17 protein-coding genes are annotated in these 19,154 nt (G+C 26.7%); 6 read left to right on the forward strand and 11 right to left on the reverse strand.

All coding sequences use genetic code 11. The annotated features are described in order from the left end of the window. Positions 1–32: 32 nt before the first annotated feature. From truA to ACWPW7_RS01820, 3 genes are all read right to left on the reverse strand, one after another. Complete coding sequence (truA, locus tag ACWPW7_RS01810; RefSeq protein WP_454052153.1) at positions 33–776, reverse strand: tRNA pseudouridine(38-40) synthase TruA; 744 nt, start codon at positions 774–776, stop codon at positions 33–35. Between the two features lie 115 nt (positions 777–891). Continuing rightward, on the reverse strand, positions 892–2,376 hold the full coding sequence (locus ACWPW7_RS01815) for a leucyl aminopeptidase (RefSeq protein WP_454052154.1): 1,485 nt from the start codon (positions 2,374–2,376) through the stop codon (positions 892–894). 280 nt (positions 2,377–2,656) lie between these two features. After that, positions 2,657–3,535 carry a YitT family protein gene (locus tag ACWPW7_RS01820; protein WP_454052155.1) on the reverse strand — a complete coding sequence of 293 codons (879 nt, stop codon included), beginning with the start codon at positions 3,533–3,535 and terminating at the stop codon, positions 2,657–2,659. Positions 3,536–4,014: 479 nt separating this feature from the next. Between ACWPW7_RS01820 and cls the strand changes: the two genes are divergently transcribed. Continuing rightward, a complete protein-coding gene (cls, locus tag ACWPW7_RS01825) occupies positions 4,015–5,469 on the forward strand; it encodes a cardiolipin synthase (RefSeq protein WP_291569135.1) in 1,455 nt (484 codons plus the stop codon). 360 nt (positions 5,470–5,829) lie between these two features. On the opposite strand, the gene ACWPW7_RS01830 is transcribed toward cls, so the two are convergent. After that, entirely contained in the window at positions 5,830–7,392 is a 1,563-nt protein-coding gene (locus tag ACWPW7_RS01830) for a hypothetical protein (protein ID WP_454052156.1), read from the reverse strand. A gap of 837 nt (positions 7,393–8,229) precedes the next feature. On the opposite strand from ACWPW7_RS01830, the gene ACWPW7_RS01835 reads away from it, so the two are divergent. Beyond that, on the forward strand, positions 8,230–8,796 hold the full coding sequence (locus ACWPW7_RS01835; RefSeq protein ID WP_291569137.1) for a hypothetical protein: 567 nt from the start codon (positions 8,230–8,232) through the stop codon (positions 8,794–8,796). 35 nt (positions 8,797–8,831) lie between these two features. Here ACWPW7_RS01835 and ACWPW7_RS01840 read toward each other — a convergent pair whose 3' ends face one another. Further along, complete coding sequence (locus ACWPW7_RS01840; protein ID WP_454052157.1) at positions 8,832–10,001, reverse strand: N-acetylglucosaminidase; 1,170 nt, start codon at positions 9,999–10,001, stop codon at positions 8,832–8,834. A gap of 287 nt (positions 10,002–10,288) precedes the next feature. Between ACWPW7_RS01840 and ACWPW7_RS01845 the strand changes: the two genes are divergently transcribed. Both ACWPW7_RS01845 and rluF read left to right on the forward strand, forming a co-directional pair. After that, the gene (locus ACWPW7_RS01845; RefSeq protein ID WP_454052158.1) at positions 10,289–10,414 is read left to right on the forward strand and encodes a hypothetical protein; all 126 of its coding nucleotides are present in this window, start codon (positions 10,289–10,291) and stop codon (positions 10,412–10,414) included. A gap of 495 nt (positions 10,415–10,909) precedes the next feature. After that, positions 10,910–11,665, forward strand: coding sequence for a 23S rRNA pseudouridine(2604) synthase RluF (gene rluF, locus ACWPW7_RS01850; protein WP_454052159.1), 756 nt, complete (start codon positions 10,910–10,912; stop codon positions 11,663–11,665). 140 nt (positions 11,666–11,805) lie between these two features. On the opposite strand, the gene ACWPW7_RS01855 is transcribed toward rluF, so the two are convergent. Then, on the reverse strand, positions 11,806–12,315 hold the full coding sequence (locus tag ACWPW7_RS01855; protein WP_454052160.1) for a hypothetical protein: 510 nt from the start codon (positions 12,313–12,315) through the stop codon (positions 11,806–11,808). A 978-nt stretch (positions 12,316–13,293) separates the two neighbouring features. Between ACWPW7_RS01855 and ispF the strand changes: the two genes are divergently transcribed. Then, entirely contained in the window at positions 13,294–13,785 is a 492-nt protein-coding gene (gene ispF, locus ACWPW7_RS01860) for a 2-C-methyl-D-erythritol 2,4-cyclodiphosphate synthase (RefSeq protein WP_291569144.1), read from the forward strand. Positions 13,786–13,922: 137 nt separating this feature from the next. On the opposite strand, the gene ACWPW7_RS01865 is transcribed toward ispF, so the two are convergent. Next, positions 13,923–14,333, reverse strand: coding sequence for a hypothetical protein (locus tag ACWPW7_RS01865; RefSeq protein ID WP_454052161.1), 411 nt, complete (start codon positions 14,331–14,333; stop codon positions 13,923–13,925). Between the two features lie 254 nt (positions 14,334–14,587). Here ACWPW7_RS01865 and ACWPW7_RS01870 point away from each other — a divergent pair, with 254 nt between their 5' ends. After that, entirely contained in the window at positions 14,588–15,853 is a 1,266-nt protein-coding gene (locus ACWPW7_RS01870) for a nucleoside-triphosphatase (RefSeq protein ID WP_454052162.1), read from the forward strand. A gap of 21 nt (positions 15,854–15,874) precedes the next feature. On the opposite strand, the gene hcp is transcribed toward ACWPW7_RS01870, so the two are convergent. The 4 genes from hcp to rd form a co-directional block, all read right to left on the reverse strand. After that, complete coding sequence (gene hcp / locus ACWPW7_RS01875) at positions 15,875–17,566, reverse strand: hydroxylamine reductase (protein WP_454052163.1); 1,692 nt, start codon at positions 17,564–17,566, stop codon at positions 15,875–15,877. Positions 17,567–17,745: 179 nt separating this feature from the next. Beyond that, positions 17,746–18,312 (reverse strand): YhcN/YlaJ family sporulation lipoprotein, encoded by a 567-nt coding sequence (locus ACWPW7_RS01880; RefSeq protein WP_454052164.1) that lies wholly within the window; start codon positions 18,310–18,312, stop codon positions 17,746–17,748. A gap of 134 nt (positions 18,313–18,446) precedes the next feature. Next, the gene (locus ACWPW7_RS01885) at positions 18,447–18,668 is read right to left on the reverse strand and encodes a hypothetical protein (RefSeq protein WP_454052165.1); all 222 of its coding nucleotides are present in this window, start codon (positions 18,666–18,668) and stop codon (positions 18,447–18,449) included. Positions 18,669–18,807: 139 nt separating this feature from the next. After that, positions 18,808–18,966, reverse strand: a complete 159-nt coding sequence (gene rd / locus ACWPW7_RS01890; protein WP_069187817.1) for a rubredoxin — start codon at positions 18,964–18,966, stop codon at positions 18,808–18,810. Between the last annotated feature and the right edge of the window lie 188 nt (positions 18,967–19,154).

Here is a 19,154-nt window from a genome sequence, read left to right on the forward strand (position 1 = left end):
ACGACTTTTAAAGTGAAAATTATCTTCTTTCTTTAGTTGTTATATATAACTTCCTTTAAATAAAGTCCTTTAGCTTGTGCAATTGGACCTGCTTCTTCTCTTTTCTTTTTATCTAATATAGTTTTAACCTCATCTACTGATATTTTTCCAGTTCCTACTTCTAAAAGAGTTCCTGTTATAATTCTTACCATATTCCATAAGAATCCATCTCCATTAAATTCTATTTCTATTAAATCTTCATTCTTATTTATATTAATATAATTTATAGTTCTCACTGTAGATTTTTTCTTTGTTTTAAGCGTAGTAAAGCTTTGAAAATCATGAGTTCCAACTAATATTTTGCTTGCCTTTATCATATTTTCTAGATTTAACTTTTTATCTATATGGTAAACATACTTTCTATTAAAAACATTTCTAAATTTACTATTATTTATTCTATAAATATAAGTTTTAGCTTTAGCATTATATCTAGCATGAAATCTTTCTTCTACTTCTTCTATTTCTTTAACTACTATATCTTCAGGTAAAAATTCATAAAGATAATCAATCATCATTTCTTTGCTTAACATACAATTAGTATGAAAATTTGCTATGTAATTTTCTGCATGTACTCCTCCATCGGTTCTCCCACAACCAATAAGCTCTATTTTTTCACTAGTCATTTTAGAAAGCACCGCTTCTATTTTTCCTTGTATAGTATTATCACTATCACCAAGTCTTTGCCATCCCTTATATCTACTTCCGTCATATTCTATAGTTAATTTTAAATTCTTCATAATATAAATCCACCTTTTTTATATATTCTTTCTAAGTTTACTATAATTTAATCTCTTTATTCAATAAAAAAAGACTACCAATTATATGGTAGTCTATATGGTAATGTTATACGAATTATTTTGTGTGTTCTTTTACTAATTGATATAAAATTCTTGATCCTGCACCTGTAGCACCAGATGTTATATAATCTAATGGTTTACTACTCCATGAAGAACCTGCTATATCAAGGTGTAGCCAAGGTTTGTTTTCAATAAATTCACCTATAAATAATCCAGCTGTTATTGTACCAGCATTACGTCCGCCAGTATTTTTAAGATCTGCATTTTCTGATTTTATAAGTTCTTTATATTCATCAAAAGCAGGTAATCTCCAAACTTTTTCTCCTGTTATTTTTGAAGCTTTATCAAGAAGTGAATAAAACTCATCACTATTTGAAACAACACCAGTTGCTGTATCTCCTAATGCAACTAAAACAGCACCTGTTAAAGTTGCTATATCAACAACTTTAGAAACTTTTTCATTTCTTATAATATAAGTTACTGCATCAGCTAATGTAAGTCTTCCTTCTGCATCTGTATTTAAAACTTCGATAGTCTTTCCTGCCATTGATCCTATTATATCACCTGGTTTATAACTTCCTCCAGAAATACAATTTTCACAAGAAGCTACTACAGCTACTACATTAACTTTTAATTTCATTTTAGCTATAGTGTGCATAGCACCTATAACAGCACCCGCACCACCCATATCTGATTTCATAGTATCCATACTTGCTGATGGTTTTAATGAATATCCACCAGTATCATAAGTCAATCCTTTACCTACAAGACCTAGTATGTTATCTTGATTTTCACTATCTCCCATATATCTCATAACAATAAGCACAGATTCCTTGTCTGAACCTTTTCCTACTGTCAAGAATGAAGTCATTCCTAATTTTTCAACTTCCTCTTCACTATAAACTTCAACTTCAAAGCCTGCTTTTTTACCTATTTCAACTGTTCTATTAGCAAGCTCTCTTGGAAATAAAACATTTGCCGGTTCGTTTACTAATTGTCTAGTAATTATATTTCCTTCTCCTAAAGAAATACCTTCGTTTATTATGTCCTCATATGAATCCAAGTTACAAGCCAATATATTTACTGTTTCAAGTTCTACTGGTTTCTTTTCACTCTTATATGTGTCAAATCTGTAGGTTGACATTACTGAAACTTCTGTTATTGCCTTAATAGCATCACCCATAGAATCAGTTTCTTTAAGTGCACCTACATGTATATCCACTGACTTAGCTTTTAATTTTATAGCTTCTTTAATAGCCTTTCCTGTGACTTTTCTTAACTTCTCTATTTCAAAACTTTCTTTTTTACCTAATCCTGCTAATATTAGCTTAGTTGGAGCCTCTTTTCTTAGAAGATTTAAAACTAAAATTTCTCCATTTGTACCTTTAAAATCTTCAACCTCTAAAACGTGAGCAATTGAATTTTTTATAACATCATCAGATAAGTTTTTGCCAACTTCTTTCATACCTTCAAATATAAATATAGCTTTTACATCGGATAACTCATTAAAATTTTTAAAATCATATGCTTTTATATTCATTCTATTATCCCCCTTCATAAATCAATACGGATAATTAGTATCAATTGATTTTCTTTATTATTTAGATTTTATCCCTATAAAATCTTATTGTCAACTACATTATATCAGAAAATTCTTTAATTTATAACAAATACTATTTTCCTTAAAGATAAAATTATTAAAAAGTAAAATTATTACTAAACATTACATTGTTATTGACTTTTATATTTAGTTATTTAAAGTAAAATAACTAGTCAAATGTATTATCATACTTACTAGTTATCTTTCCTATAATCTCTTATTATTTTATAACTTGTGGTTCTGAAAAGCCTTTACCAAAAACTTCTTTAATATCTGTTATTGTTAAAAATGCTTTATCATCTATTTCTTTTACTATTCTTTGTAATTCTACTATTTCATTTTTATCGCAGACAACAAATAGTATTTTTTTATTTTCTTTAGTATACATTCCTGTACCGTTTAGACCTGTAACTCCCCTATTTAACTCTTTCATTAAAGCTACTGCAATTTCATCAGCTTTATCAGAAATAATATGTACTGATTTCGAAGCATTACCACCACTTATTATATTATCTACTACTGTGGATATAATATATATAGCTATTAATGCATACATTCCCTTTTGTATGCCAAATACTACTATTCCTAAAATAATTATACATGTATCTATAAGTCCCATGACTTTAGCTAAAGATACACTTGGAAACACATGTTTTATAATTGTTGCTGCAAGGTCTGTTCCTCCTGTGCTAGCAGATGCCTTTAATACTAGCCCTATTCCTGCTCCTAATATAATGGATCCAAATATACTTACTAATATTAATTCTACATTTATAACTGGTAAAAACTCTGTATACCATAACGCAAAGGATAAGTATAATGAAGCAAATATAGCTTTACCCCCAAAGGACTTTCCTTTTAATTTTATCCCTAATATAAATAGTGGGATATTAACAACTATATTTGTTATCCAAAGTGGAATTCCATATCCAATTATTTTAGATGTAATGTATTCTAAAACTATGGCAAGTCCTGAAATTCCTCCTATAACTAATTGATTAGGTTTAAAAAACATATTTATAGCTGAAGCTAACAGAGTTGTTCCTAATATTATCATAAAATATTTCATTAGTTCTTCTTTTTTGAAAACCTTTTCCATCATCATTCCCTCCTTTGTATCAATAAACACTCATATGTTATAACATATTTAATATTAGTTGTAAACAAACTATTAATGTATTGTAAATAAACTATTTATGGAAATATAATTCTTATAATATAATGATATAATATAGGATTTACATCGTAAGCTAATTTAATTATATTTAAAATAATTAATCAGTATTTCTAGTGATTTTATTTAAAATACCTAGTATATTCTTTCTTAATTATAGAACTTAATAGTTACTTTAATTCATTTTTAAATTTAAATTATAATTATTTTTAAAGCTTATAACTATAATTTGTGTTATCATATTATTGGCTTCTTAAAATTTTATAATAATGTAATATTTTAGAGCTAATATTTATTTAGTAATAGTGAAAACTAATAATATAGTTAACACAAATGAAGTTAAGATTATATAACCGTAACTCTAACCTAATTTTCTTTATAATTATAACTTTAAGGAGAGTATGATGGAATTTTATAGTATTTTTAAAGATATTTTTAATTTTATATTTTTAATTAATATAGTTTTTGCTGTTATAGTAATCCTTTTTGAAAGAAGGAATCCTGCAAGTACTTGGACATGGATTATGATTATGTATTTTATTCCCATTTTGGGATTCGTACTCTATTTATTTGTAGGTCAAGACTTAAGAAAGCAAAAATTTTTCTATTATAAAAAAGAAGAAGAAGATAATTTACTTTCTATTACTAAAGATCAGAAAAATATATTAAAAAATGATTATATAGTAAAAAATAATGAACTATTATCTGAATATCATGATTTTATTAGGTTAAATCTAAGTACAGATAATGCTATTTTTACAAGCAATAATGACATCCAGCTTTTAAACAATGGCGATGAAAAATTTCCTAAGCTTATAGAGTGTCTTAAAAACGCTAAAAATTTTATACACATGGAATATTATATATTTAAAAATGATGATATTGGAAATGAGATATTAAATGTATTGGTAGAGAAGGCTAAAGAAGGTATTGAAGTTAAACTTTTATATGATGGAATGGGATGTTTAAGACTTCCTAAAAATTTCTTTCAACCCCTTGTAAAAGCTGGTGGTGAAATTAGCTGCTTTTTCCCACCTTTTATACCTTATATAAATTTAAGAGTAAATTACAGAAATCATAGAAAAATTTGTACTATAGATGGAATTCATGGTTTTATTGGTGGCCTTAATATAGGAGATGAATATTTAGGCCGTTCTAAAAAATTTGGATTTTGGAGAGATATGCATCTTTATATAACTGGAGATGCTGTAGATTCTTTGGAAATGAGATTTTTACTTGATTGGAGATTTGCTGCAAAAGAAGATATAACAATGGGACCTAAGTATTTCCCTATAAAAGGACAAATAGGTAATAAATGTGCTCAAATTATTTCTAGTGGTCCAGATTCTCAATGGGGTGCTATAAGAAATGCTTATTTAAAAATGATTAATAGAGCTGAAAAAAATATTTATATAGAAACGCCGTATTTAGTTCCAGATGATAGTATATTAACAGCACTAAAAATAGCTGCACTATCTGGTATTGATGTAAGAATTATAATACCTGCTAAACCTGATCATATGTTTGTTTATTGGGCTAGTAAATCTTACGTATGGGACTTAATTGAAGCAGGTGTAAAATGTTATACATATAATACTGGATTTATCCATAGTAAAATGATAGCAGTAGATGGAAGAATGTGTAGTATTGGAACTGCTAATTGGGATATACGAAGTTTTAACTTAAACTTTGAAGTAAATGCTATAATATATGATGAAGATACTACTAAAGATGTAGAAGATTCCTTTTTAAATGATATTAAAAGCTCAACCTTTCTAACTGAAGAACATATGAAAAAAAGGAGCTTAATAGTACGAATTAAGGAGGCTGTATCAAGACTTTTATCACCAATGCTATAGGGATACAATGTGAAGACTTAAAATATACTGTGGAAAATAAACTTTTTATAAGAATAGCTTAATTCCTTGAAGATTAAGAATTAATAGTTAAGAATGAAGAATTGATGATGAAATTTACTAAGAGTGAATTTCTAAAATAAAATTAATTTTAAAAAACTCCAAAGGCTTTAGCCGTGGAGTTTTAACTATAATTCTTCATTTTTCATTCTTAATTTTTAATTTATAAAAAAGATTTTTTGTTATGGAAATTAAAATAACGTATAAATTAAATTTTTATTGTGGAATCCTATAATATACTGCATATCAGTTGCCTCTTACTTATTATTAATTTTAATTATAAAGTTATTTCTGTTGCATAAATTATACCATTGATGGTACAAAGACTAATAAAGTTAATGCTGTATCTATTAATAATCCTATAGAAAAGGAAATCATCATAACATTATCTAAATCTTTTTTATACATTTCATATGCTAAAGCATAGCTAAAGAAGCTTATTATTATACAAATCATTGCTCCTATAAATTTCGATGCAATTACATCTGGAATTGCATAATGATATTGAGTATATACTACAGAAATAATGCTCATAATTTTTATGATTGTAGTTATAATCCCACTACCTATAAATAATTTAAGTCTCTTACTAGTACTAATACTATAATCAAAAAAGCTTATTATTCCTACTAGTACTAATGAAGGTATTATCCATCTTAATCCATATACAAATATATACGCTAATGCATATAAAGAACCTTGCAACATTGCAGTAAATGCCATACCATACTCTGAATTTCTAGGAACATTATTAACTTCTTTAAACTCATCATTCATGGAAGCTAAATTAACATTATATTGATCTTGTCCAGAAAAACTTATGAATGCCATTATATCCTCATTTATAGAAGGATATATACAAAGATTTCTAAGCCTTGTTGCATAATCAAAAAACTTAACTTCTCCATCATCAATAACATAATCCACTATATTTTCTTGAATATCTTTTTTACCAAAAACTCTTTCTGTAGTGGCTAAGAACCTAGCACCTTCTTCTGAATAAATACCTACATTATCATGAGCATTCTTGTTATTATTAACTTTTAATTCTTTTAAAGTTACTTCATCTCCCTTTAAATCAAACTGAATTACTCTAGTACCCATAAATTCACCTTTATATTTTTGCTCTATTAATATATATCCATATTTATCATCCTGTGAACAAGCTAGGTTACTATAAGATAGATTGTCTATTCTTTCTATTGTTATTATGTCCCTTATCTCTTGAAACTTATTATCTTTTATATATACTGCCTTAAAATCCCTTTCATCTTGTAATAAACTTATAAAGTAGCCATCTTTATTTTTTACTGCTGAAATCATATCTGCTTTTTTAGTATTAATAGAAGTTTTATAAGAGGTTTCCGTATTTATTAGTTCCAGCCTGTCATTATAGCTTATTAATAACAAGTTATCTTCTAATTGACACATGGAATTTACATTAGTTATTCTTCGCTCATCAATTTTGTTAAAATCTTTATCTAAAACTAAAGTACCTATATAACCTATTGAATTTTCCGTAGATCTGAAGTTAAATAAATATCCATCTTTAGTTTTAACAAGTGTAGTATCCATTATAAAGTCTTCATTTACATTATAGCTTTTCTCATTTAATTTTTTTCCTACTCTATCCGTTGCAACTAAGCATAGTTGATCTTTATTTTCATACCCTACTATAATTTTATCATCATCTTTAATCAGAACCGGATTGTTTTTAATATCTCCCTTACCTATTTGCACTTCCTTGCTCCATCTATCAGATGGTGGATTTTTATAAAGATTTACATTAATAACATACTGAAATATTAATATAGATATTAACATAATCCCTATTATTATAGAATAAATTTTCTTAGTATTTTTCATTAAGCTGTCCCCCTACCCCATAAATTTAAAACCTTTGATATATTTTGTTTAATTAATTATTCTTGGCTTCTCCTTTCGTATTCAATTGTAACAAAAGTACTGTTAGACTACTTTGCATTCTAAGTACAAATATGTAGTAAATATGAATGCAAAATATAGCTTACTTAGTTATTAAATACAATTTGAAATTTAATTATAAGAATATTATAACAATTTTCCATAAATATTCTATTCCAAATCTAATATTATACAATCTATTAAAGATATTATTTCTCTACGTAATTACATATATTTACCATTTAATACTTGCAATCTTGAAAAGCATATTTCAATTTATTAAAATTTATTTCTACTGTTTTTAATCTCATTAATTCTTTAATTTTATATTCCTTAAAAAAACAGAACTATTTTCTTCTAATCTTTCTACATCTATAATTTTCTTTTCTAATAATTTTACTTTTATATTTGCAGTCTCTTATAAAATCTAATTCACAATACATACTATTTCTTTCACCAACATTCAATTATGTGATATTATATACTTATCTAGATTTTAACAGTAAAATATTTATTATATCAATAATAAAATTAATGGTTTTTAAACTCAAATCATGTGCTTAATATAAAATCTACAGCAGTTTATTTAAGGCATATTCAAGAAATAACTAGTCAGTATGTTCATATATTTTGTATCATACTGCGTCGCCAGAGCTCTATAATAGTATACTATCATGAATACCTATCTTCTTGTCTGATGCAAAATATATGTCCCATCTTTAACTAGTTATTTTATTTCATATGTCTAATTCTAATACTTAGATGAAAGAGTGATTATTTATGGATAAAACTGGTAAGGTCATTAATATTGATGGTAATAAAGTTTATCTAGTTACAAAAGGCAAAGAGTTTGTTACTGTAAGACGAAACAATGTAAAGCCTGTTATTGGGCAACTTTATACTGGCAGTGTAATTAAAAAACCTACTTTCTTCTCATATTTAATTCCTGGAATAATATTTATCTTCTTAATTGCAGGTATCATATATATTTTTAATGCTTTTTCTGTTAAAACATCTTTAGTTGCAGATATGAATTGTACTGTTAAAATAGATGTTAATAATAACAATAAGATAGTAAAAGCATCTGCTACAGATTCTAATGGATTTAAATTAACTAATAGCGTAAATATTGTGGGAAATTCCCTAAATGATGGATTAATGATGTTATTTGATGAGGCTATTAACCAAAAGCAATTAAAGATACCGGATGGATTTCATATGGGTGAAGTAAAAATATATGTAACTAAAAATAAAAAGAATAATATTTTGGATCTAGAAAAGTTTATAAAATATGCTGATGAGAAAAAATATATTATAAATGTAAATAATAATAATAATAAATTTTAATAAAATAAAAGGTTTTGACTAAAAGTCAAAACCTTTTATTTTACAAATCTAGGTATTTCAAATTGCAATTTAGCATTTGGTATATTATCTAATATATTTTTAATTCTACCTACCTGTTTATAAGCCCAAGCTATATCTGTTGCATACTGATGCCAAGGACTGGCAAAATTTTCTACATTCCATTTCATTTTATATAGTGTATCTTGGTCTGGCTCTCTGGATGATGATTCTGACCTATGTATATAATTTTCAGCTATCCATTTTGCTCCACCTTCAACAGCTTTTTCAGGAGTCATCCATCCTTCTTCATAGGCTCTTTTAGCTCCTCCATTTATAGGATCACTATCGAATGCGCCTATACCAAACAAATTGTACACTTTAACAGTCTTTCCATCTGGAGCTTTATAATCCACACCAGTAGCAAGTTTAGAAGTTCCATTTCCTGTTTCTAAAATTGAGTGTGCCACTAAATAAGCTTGGCTTACATTATACTTCTTTGCAGCACTATCGAAAGCTTTTCCTAATCCATTTAAAATACCTTTTCCTTTAAGCTGAACATCTAAATCATTAGCAGTTATGCCTTCCATATAGTTCAACTTTAAAAATTGGTACATACCATAATCACTTACTGAAAATCTTTCTGCATCAGCAAATTGCTTAACACTTATACGGCTTGCACTTGTATTAAACGGTGCCCAACGGTTATATATTGGACGTTGATTCATCTGCTTGTCCACAAATTGATCTAAGGTAAATCCATAATCTTTGTAAGTTACTGTTCCCTTACTTGTGTTTACTGTACTATTTGGTGCTTTAACCGTAGTAAAATCTATAACTGCACCTGAAATAAGTTTAACTCCATTTTCGCTAACTAGAGAATCTTTCACCATAATGCTATAAGTTTCATTATACTTATAACCACCAGATGGCGGATTTACTCTAATTGTTTTATTAGTAGCATCATAACTAAAAGTTACAGCTGGACGCTCACTATTAGCTGTTATGACTATAATATTATCAGATAGATTATTTATCATATTGCTGCTCAATCTATCATTAAGATATATCGTCCAAACTTTATTAATAGGTTGATCAATCTTATGTTCTATTTCTAAAATTGAAGCCTTAGCAATGTTAATATTTAACAAAAATATAAATATCATAGTCATAACTATAGTACCTAAACTACGCCAAAGTTTTTTCATATGATTTCCCCTCCCCCCTAGTTTAAAAATTTTTAAAAATTAAAATAAGCTTTATAATATTTTACATATATTATAAAACTTATTTTAAATTATACATGAAATTCCATACCTTTTATATAATTATTTTCCCTTTTTAATAAATTTTCTCATATTCTCCTATAATAAATTTGTATTTTAAGCGCGTTAATATAGATTTTATAATCATAAACGTGACGAGAATACCCGTAACTTCAGTCATAGGATGAATCGCCAACGTATGTTATAATCTTAAAAAGGAAGGTGAAAAGATGAAATTAAGCTTTAAATATTATCCTAAATTAGATCAAGAACAATTAAAAATTATAGAAGAAATAATTTCATTAAAGATTATATTCATAAATCAAGTAAAAGATAATAAGTTTAGCTATAGCTAATAGATGTCATACTGTTGCTATAGGTGATTTTAGTGGAATTAAACAAGAAAACACTGCTAAAAACTTTGTTCAAATACCTCAATAACAATTAGTACATAAGGTTAAATATAAAGCTAAATTATTAGGAATAACAGTTAATATATAAAATGAAAGTTATACAAGTGGTTGTAGTGCTTTAGATTTAGAGCCAATAGATAAAAAGCACTATAATAAATCAAGAAGAATTCAGCATGGATTATTTAAATCAAATGGAGGTATATTAATTAATGCTGATATAAATGGAAGCTATAATATTTTAAGAAAGTATTTAAAATATACTCCAAAGTCTTTAGATAAGATAATGGATTTTTGAACAATCCAATACGTTTAAGGGTGGCTTAATTATAAGCGGAAACTTAAATATCAAACAACGTATAAAGAATCTCGCCACTTTAGTGGTGAGAGGTTCAAAGTATATAATAATTAATAATGTTGATATTTAAAGGAAGGTGTAATATGACTGGCCATATTAGTGAAGAAATAAGACTAAATAAATATATTAGCGAAAGTGGATTTTGTTCTAGAAGAGAGGCAGATAGACTAATCGAAAAAGGCTTCGTATATATAAATGATAAAAAAGCAGAAATAGGCTCAAAAGTAACTTCTGAAGATATAGTTAAAATTAATAATAAAATAATTAAGCCTAAAAAGAAACAAGTTTATATTGCTTTCAATAAACCTGTAGGAATTACTTGCACTACTGAAAGACATATAAAAGGAAATATAATAGACTATATTAACTATCCTGAAAGAATATTTCACATAGGAAGATTAGACAAACCTTCTCAAGGATTAATATTCTTAACTAATGATGGAGATATAGTAAATAAAATTTTAAGAGCAGGAAACAATCATGAAAAAGAATATATAGTTACTGTTGACAAGCCCATTACCAATGAATTCATTCATAAAATGAGCAGTGGAGTGCCTATATTAGATACAATAACAAAAAAATGTAAAATTAAAAAAGAAAGCAAATATGTCTTTAGAATAATATTAACTCAAGGTTTAAATAGACAAATCAGAAGAATGTGCCAATATTTAGGATATAACGTTACTAAATTAGAAAGAATTCGAATCATGAACGTGACCCTTGATAATATACCTATTGGTAATTGGAGATATTTGACGAAAGAAGAAATGAATACTATAAATCAGCTTGTAGAAAGCTCAGTAAAAACAGAAGAAGCGTCTATAAAAATTAATAAGTAATTTCTAATTTTATAAATTAGCCATACAGCTCCTTTTCATAATTTCCTATAATAAAAAGCATGGAGCATATGCTCCATGCTTTTTTAATCCACAGTATTAACATGTTCACTGTGGATAACTTGTTAATTTACTGTTGAAAACTATTTTACTTCATCAGCAAATAAAGTTTTAAATTGATCATCAACTATATCTTTTGTTTCTTTAACTTCTTTTAAGCTTGGCTCAAATTCGTCTGAAATATTTAATACTATTTCATAAACTGTAGTAGGAGCTTTATCATCTCCATAAACAACTACATAATCTTTCTCTGATTTATCCCCATTTGCATTTCTATAATATGGATAAACTTTTGCTTTTGCTACTTCTATTTTATTATCTTCCATTGCTTTATCAACTATAGCTTTTGCTTTTTCTTGATACTTAGTTACATCTTCTTCTTTCATTATTTTTATAGTGTCAACCTCTGAATAGCTATAATCTTTTTCTGCTATTGCATTTAATAATGATTCAAAGCTTTCATGTTTAACCTCTTCTGTTTTTGTTTCTTCTTTAGTAACTTCTTTACTTGTTTCAGTTGTTGCCTTACTTCCACAAGCTGTTAGTGAGAATGTCATCATTCCAGCTAAAATAATAGATAATACTTTTTTCATAATTATTTCCTCCTAAAAACAATCAGCTATTTAGCCATCTGCTATTTAGCTATAAAAATTAATATTAGTTTAAAATATTTAGTATTTTAATAAGAAATATTTGGTATTTTAATAAAGCATTATAGTTCCTTATTTTTGACATTTTTAACCTTAGTGATCACCATGGATAATTATATCACTTTATTAAATTTTTGCAAATTCTTTAAATAATATTAATATTTAGATTTAGTTAATTAATTAACACTAATAAGTTATCAACAATCAATATACAGCTTCTAAGATATTTCTATTTAAAAGTCTAAAAATTTATCAAGATTCTGTGGATAAGCTTTTACTTATACACATTGTCCACATTTTGCATGTTGATAATTTGTGGAATTGATGTTAATAGTCTAATAAAAAAGTGTTTATTTGAAAAATATAATATTATCAAAATATTTTTTAAAATTATTTTACTTTTATTATATTATTTTATCAATATTATTAACATTATCCACATAATTGTGAATAATTTGGGGATAAGTTGCATATACTAATTTTTATATTTTTTATATAATTCTTCTTTTACTATAAACTCTGTTAATTAATTTACAATCTTTTAATAATTGCTAAGATTTTAAATATTCCATTATTTCTCAGTTCATGATATAATTTAAATTGCAAACAGAACCATGAGCTTTTAATAAAAATTTTAAGTAAGGGGCTGGTATGATGAAGAATAATATAATTTATGTGAATTTTCAGACTAAAACTAGATACAAGCTTAAACCTAAAATAACTTTAAGCCTAGTTATTTTTCATCTAAAAAATATCTTTAAAACAAAAAATAAAGAAATCCCACCAAAAGCACAAATATATGATTTTAGGAATTTATTATAGTACGCAAAGGCGTACTTTTTTCTATATATTATAAATTGATTATGTATTTAATTAATGATATATTATAGTTTAATTAAATTTTAATTTAGGAGGAATAATATGAGAATTGGTCTTGGATATGATGTACATAAATTAGTTGAAAATAGAAAGCTAATTATTGGCGGTGTAGAAATCCCTTATGAAAAAGGATTGTTAGGACATTCTGATGCAGATGTTTTAATACATGCTATAATGGATAGTCTATTGGGTGCTTCTTCACTAGGTGATATAGGAAAGCATTTTCCTGATACTGATCCTAAATACAAAGGAATTTCAAGTATAACATTATTAGAGTGTGTTGGTAAGCTCTTAAAGGATAACAATTTTGAAATAAGTAATATAGATTCAACTATAATTGCTCAAAAGCCTAAGATGGCACCTCATATATCTACTATGGTAAAAAATATAGCTAATGCTTTAAATATAGAAGAGAATAAAATAAATGTAAAAGCTACTACAGAAGAAGGTTTAGGTTTTACAGGTAGTGGTGAAGGAATATCTTCTCAAAGTATTTGTCTTTTATTAGAGAGCTCAAAAGAAAAGCGTGACTAAACATCACGCTTTTTCCACTGAAAATTGAAATATAAAAACTGTATTCCCAAACCTCGTTTCATTCTTATAATATATTTTTGTACTTCAAATACCTTATAGAATTTACTTTCACCTTTAAATTAGACTATATCATTATCTTATTCTTGCTCAGGTTTATTTTCTTCTCCTTCAACTAATTCAGTAGGCTCTAAAAAAGTAACTGCTAATCTTATAAAAGTTCTTATATCATCATCACTTAATATATTATCAAATTTTAAAATATCTAATTGTTCCTTAATAAAGTTAAAAGCTTGGTTCTCTTTAACATTATTAGGGGAATCTTTAAAATTATCTTCTACATATTTTACTCCTTCCATAATTAGCCTTAAATTTTTTTTAGTTTCTTTATCAGCAAATCCTAAGCTTTGGAGCATTATCAATATAGTATAAATATTTTCAAACGCTTTTTCCTTTGGTTCTATATTATTCTTTTTAAATATTAATACTATACCTGTAATTCCGAGCACTATAGTAATAATAATTAAAACTTGTACCAAAACTCCACTCATAAGAACATCCCCTTCCAAAATATACTTTAATACCTTTATATTCTTAAAGTGGAAATATTGATACATATACATGATATTGATATTTATATAATTATTTTCAAATATTCCGTTTTATATAAATTATTTGTATTAGATATATATTATTATTTTTTCTATATCAATGAAAATATACTTTAAAGGAATCAAGAATTTAACGAAGAATATAACTCATAAATAACTCCAAATTAGATATAAGCTTGAAAGGATTTTAGTATATGAGAAATTTATTTTTAACTGGTGAAATGGGTATAGGAAAATCTACTATATTAAAAAAGTTAATTGAAAAAATCAACACTTCTATAGGAGGATATATTACAGAAAAAATTATAGATAACCATACTGTTAAGTTTAACTTAGTTTCTTTATATGATGGTAATGAGGAATATACCATATCAAAAATGTCTTTAAATGATCACCTCAATGATGCTGAGATTTTTTTATCTTCTTTTAACGAAGGTGGCTTTAGTATATTAGAAAAAAGCTTCTATAAAAGAAATGTAATTATTATGGATGGGCTGGGCTTCATGGAGGCTAAAACTTATAAGTTTCAAGATATTGTATTTAAACTATTAGATAGTACTACTACAGTTATTGGAGTTTTAGAAAAGAGAGATTGTGAGTTTTTAAATAATATAAGAAGTAGAAATGATGTTATTATAATAGAAGTTAATAAAGAAAATAGAGATATTCTCCTAGAAGAATTAATACCTATATTAGCTAATTTTGAAGTAGCACTTAAGAAAAAAGATGCTTTCTATTGGAGTGAGGAATTAATTCAATTCTATGATGAAGCTATTAACTATAAAAAGTGTGAATATATAAAAATCATTGTAGATGAGATAAAAAATTATGTACCTAATTTAAAAAATAAAACTCTCTTAGATATAGGTTCAGGTATTGGTACATTTTCTATTCCCCTTTCTAAAGACGTTAAGCATATAACTGCTGTAGATTCTTCCTTCAATATGTTAAACTTTTTTAAAAGGAAAGCAAAGTCAAAGAAAATATATAATATTGATTTTATATTATCACCTTTTGAAAATGCTAAAATAAAGCCTCACGATATTACATTAAGCATTCATGGTGGCGGTGCAACTTCTAGAGAAAGCCTATTAAGATTTTATGATTTAATTATTGATTATGGTTTTATTGTAATTCCAACTAAGTCTAACTTTAGTGCTGAAATATTTTATAAAATGATTAATAGATCTACACGGAAATTTAACATCAATGACACCTTAGAGAATTTACAATTGCTTAACTGTAAATATGAGCATAAAGAATTAACCTATAACTTCCCTCAATTTTTTAAAAACTATGATGATGCCTTAAAGTTTTTTAAAGAGCACTTTAGAGTAAAAAATGAATTGCAAATATCTATACTTAAAGAATTTATAGATAAATATATTTATAAATATGAAGATGGATATCTATTTGATAATATAAAGACCTCTTCATTTATTGTAATAAAAAAACCGTGACATCACAGTCACGGTTTTTTATTATTCGCCTAAAGCAGCTTTTAAATCTTCTTCTACAGTTGATATTGGGGCTATATTAAATTTTTCTATTAATACATTCAGTACATTTGGAGACACAAATGCTGGTAGTGATGGTCCAAGCTTAATGTTCTTAATTCCTATTGATAACAATGTTAATAATATACATACTGCTTTTTGTTCATACCATGAAAGTATCATTGATAATGGTAGATCATTCACTCCGCATTCAAAGGCTTCTGCTAAAGCTAATGCAATCTTAATTGCTGAATATGCATCGTTACATTGGCCTACATCTAATAGTCTTGGAAGACCTGCAACTGTTCCTAAATCTAATTTATTAAATCTATATTTACCACAAGCTAATGTTAATATTACTGTATCATTTGGAGCTTTTTCTGCAAAGTCAGTGTAGTAATTTCTTCCTGGTTTAGCTCCATCACATCCGCCTACTAAGAAGAAGTGTCTTATAGCACCTGATTTAACAGCATTAATTATAGCATCTGCATGATTTAATGTAGCTTCATGTCCAAATCCTACTAATATTTTCTTTTCTGCCTCATCTTCACTCCATCCGCCTAGTGCTAAAGCTTTTTCAATAACTAGAGTGAAATCTTTAATTCCATTTGTTTCTTCTATATGTGCAACATTTGGCCAACCTACTACACTTGTAGTAAATATTCTATCACTATAAGTTTCTCTTGGTTTTTGTATACAGTTTGTTGTCATTACAACACAACCTGGAATGTTGTCAAACTCTTTTTGCTGATCTTGCCATGCTCCACCATAATTTCCTACTAAGTGCTTATACTTTTTAAGTTCTGGATAAGCGTGACATGGTAACATTTCTCCATGAGTGTATATATTTATTCCTTTTCCTTCTGTTTGCTCTAATAGTTGTTTTAAATCTGTTAAGTCGTGTCCTGAAACTATTATAAATGGACCTTTTTTCTTTGTAATTAATACTTCTGTTGGCTCAGGAACTCCATAGAATCCTCTATTTGTATTACTTAATAATTCCATAACTATTAAGTTAACTTGTCCTAATTCCATCGCTAAATCGAATAACTCTCCAATTCCATTCTCTAATTTAGTTATTCCTGCTAAAGCTTTATAGAAAAAGTTATTAACCCTTTCATCAGACTTTCCTAAAACATTCGCTTGATGTGAATAAGCTGCTATACCTTTTAGTCCATATACTATTAACTCTCTTAATGAACGAATATCCTCATTTGGTGACCCATCATTCATTACTCCATGTTTCATTCCTTCATTAACCATATCATCAACAGTTTTTGGTGAAATGTACATAGCTATATCGTTTCCAACCATTGCACCGGCTTTATTCTCTAATGCTCTTTTAATCTCTTCTGATCTATTTATATATTTAACAAATCTCTCCTCATCAAAGTTAACATTTGTTAATGTGGAAAATAGTCCATCCATCATAAACTCATTTATTTCATTTTCAATTTTAATATTTTTTTCAATTAGCTTTTCTCCATATAATCCTATACCCTTTAATTGATGAATTAATAAATCTTGTAGTGCTGCAACTCTAGGATTTTTACCACAAACTCCTACTTTAGAGCAACCCTTTCCTCCAGCTGTCTGCTCGCATTGATAACAAAACATTGACATTTCTTTTTCCCCCTCTGCCTTTGATTTAAATATATTTTTAATTGCTTCAAACATTTTTGTTTAACTCCTTCAATAAATAGAAATACTTTTTACTTCAATTTATCTAAACAATATTTTCTGTTTATTTACCTTACAATGAAATTATATCAATTAAATATAAAATAATCGGTAACAAATGTTACCTAAAATAAAAAAACTCTACGACTTTTTCGTAGAGTTTTTTATTAGTTCTATTATCTAATATCATTTACTAAAGTATCAAAGTTAGTTCTAATATCTGTCATTGTTTTTCCATTCATAACATCGTTAGCCATAGTTTGTATTCTGTCAAATAGAGTTGTATCGTTAGTTATTTTAACAGTTGTAATATTAGGGTCTACTTCTTTAACTGCAGTTTCTATAGATCTTCTCATGTTATCATCTAATTTCATATCAGTGTTTTCTAATGTAACACCAACTATAGCAGTATTGTCGTTAACAACTACAGCATCTCTACTTACTCCTTTTACAGCTTTAACTTTAGTGCTTATATCTTGTGCTCTTTTTGTATCCGCATTTCCGTTTGTTGTATTGGTACCATTTGTTGTATTGTTTCCATTTGTTGTGTTAGTACCATTTGTTGTATTGTTTCCATTTGTTTTATTAGTACCATTCGTTGTGTTAGTACCATTTGTTGTGTTAGTACCATTTGTTGTTTTATTACCGTCTGTTGTTGTAGTTGTACGACATCCCATTAAAGGAAGTGTGAAAATAGATAATACCATTACTGAGCATAATAGTGTTTTTAAATTTTTCTTCATAGTTTAAATCCTCCTCGTTCTTTTATAGTATTAGTTTGCACAAATTAGAAAAATTTATTTATATTTTTTTAGAAGTTTTTACATAAATAAAAAGAGCAACTTCCAATAATAGAATTGCCCCTTTTACTTTAAAATTATACCAATATTATCTCTCTAAAAATTTTCCTGTTTAAAACATACTTGTCATCTATATATTTAAGTTCAAATTCACTTACAGCAGTAACTTTTTCAGCTTTTTCTATATGAAGTATATAACCTTCTTCATCTCTATTTTTGAAAAAAATTTTAGAAGCCTTTATTACTCTCATAGGAATTCCTTCCAAATCATAAATCACCGTTGGAACTTCATTTAACATAATCTTCTCTCCTTCTGCCTAATTTATAACCTAATTGATGATATATAATATTAAGAGTAATAAAGTTTTATGATTATTTTTTTATATTATAAAAAAGCCACTATTAAAATAGTGACTTTTATTATGTGTAAATTATATTTTATTCTTCCTCGAATTGATCTTTACCTACTCCACATAATGGGCATAACCACTCTTCAGGAACATCTTCCCAAGATGTTCCTGGTGCTACTCCATTATCTGGATCTCCTTCAGCTGGGTCATAAACATATCCACATACTACACAAACATACTTTTTCATAATATTTCCTCCTAAATTATAAAATTATCATATATATATTTTTCTAGAATTAATCGAAAAATATACCTAATATTCTATTTTTAATATATGCAAATTAATCAAGTTTCTCTCTTTTATTGTAATTATAATTTAACAGATATTATTGTTACTGTAAAGAATAATAATGGTATTATCAGAAAATATTTTAA

This window comes from Clostridium sp. Marseille-Q7071, from assembly GCF_965112025.1.

What these genes read in the sequence shown, in the direction of transcription:
- ACWPW7_RS01830 (WP_454052156.1), bottom strand. Translation starts at nt 7,392, where the DNA reads ATGAAAAATACTAAGAAAATTTATTCTATAATAATAGGGATTATGTTA.
- ACWPW7_RS01880 (WP_454052164.1), bottom strand. Translation starts at nt 18,312, where the DNA reads ATGAAGAAAAATTTAAAAACACTATTATGCTCAGTAATGGTATTATCT.
- ACWPW7_RS01865 (WP_454052161.1), bottom strand. Translation starts at nt 14,333, where the DNA reads ATGAGTGGAGTTTTGGTACAAGTTTTAATTATTATTACTATAGTGCTC.
- rluF (WP_454052159.1), top strand. Translation starts at nt 10,910, where the DNA reads ATGACTGGCCATATTAGTGAAGAAATAAGACTAAATAAATATATTAGC.
- ACWPW7_RS01845 (WP_454052158.1), top strand. Translation starts at nt 10,289, where the DNA reads ATGAAATTAAGCTTTAAATATTATCCTAAATTAGATCAAGAACAATTA.
- ACWPW7_RS01820 (WP_454052155.1), bottom strand. Translation starts at nt 3,535, where the DNA reads ATGGAAAAGGTTTTCAAAAAAGAAGAACTAATGAAATATTTTATGATA.
- ACWPW7_RS01815 (WP_454052154.1), bottom strand. Translation starts at nt 2,376, where the DNA reads ATGAATATAAAAGCATATGATTTTAAAAATTTTAATGAGTTATCCGAT.
- cls (WP_291569135.1), top strand. Translation starts at nt 4,015, where the DNA reads ATGGAATTTTATAGTATTTTTAAAGATATTTTTAATTTTATATTTTTA.
- ACWPW7_RS01855 (WP_454052160.1), bottom strand. Translation starts at nt 12,315, where the DNA reads ATGAAAAAAGTATTATCTATTATTTTAGCTGGAATGATGACATTCTCA.
- ACWPW7_RS01840 (WP_454052157.1), bottom strand. Translation starts at nt 10,001, where the DNA reads ATGAAAAAACTTTGGCGTAGTTTAGGTACTATAGTTATGACTATGATA.
- ACWPW7_RS01870 (WP_454052162.1), top strand. Translation starts at nt 14,588, where the DNA reads ATGAGAAATTTATTTTTAACTGGTGAAATGGGTATAGGAAAATCTACT.
- rd (WP_069187817.1), bottom strand. Translation starts at nt 18,966, where the DNA reads ATGAAAAAGTATGTTTGTGTAGTATGTGGATATGTTTATGACCCAGCT.
- ACWPW7_RS01835 (WP_291569137.1), top strand. Translation starts at nt 8,230, where the DNA reads ATGGATAAAACTGGTAAGGTCATTAATATTGATGGTAATAAAGTTTAT.
- ACWPW7_RS01885 (WP_454052165.1), bottom strand. Translation starts at nt 18,668, where the DNA reads ATGTTAAATGAAGTTCCAACGGTGATTTATGATTTGGAAGGAATTCCT.
- ispF (WP_291569144.1), top strand. Translation starts at nt 13,294, where the DNA reads ATGAGAATTGGTCTTGGATATGATGTACATAAATTAGTTGAAAATAGA.
- truA (WP_454052153.1), bottom strand. Translation starts at nt 776, where the DNA reads ATGAAGAATTTAAAATTAACTATAGAATATGACGGAAGTAGATATAAG.
- hcp (WP_454052163.1), bottom strand. Translation starts at nt 17,566, where the DNA reads ATGTTTGAAGCAATTAAAAATATATTTAAATCAAAGGCAGAGGGGGAA.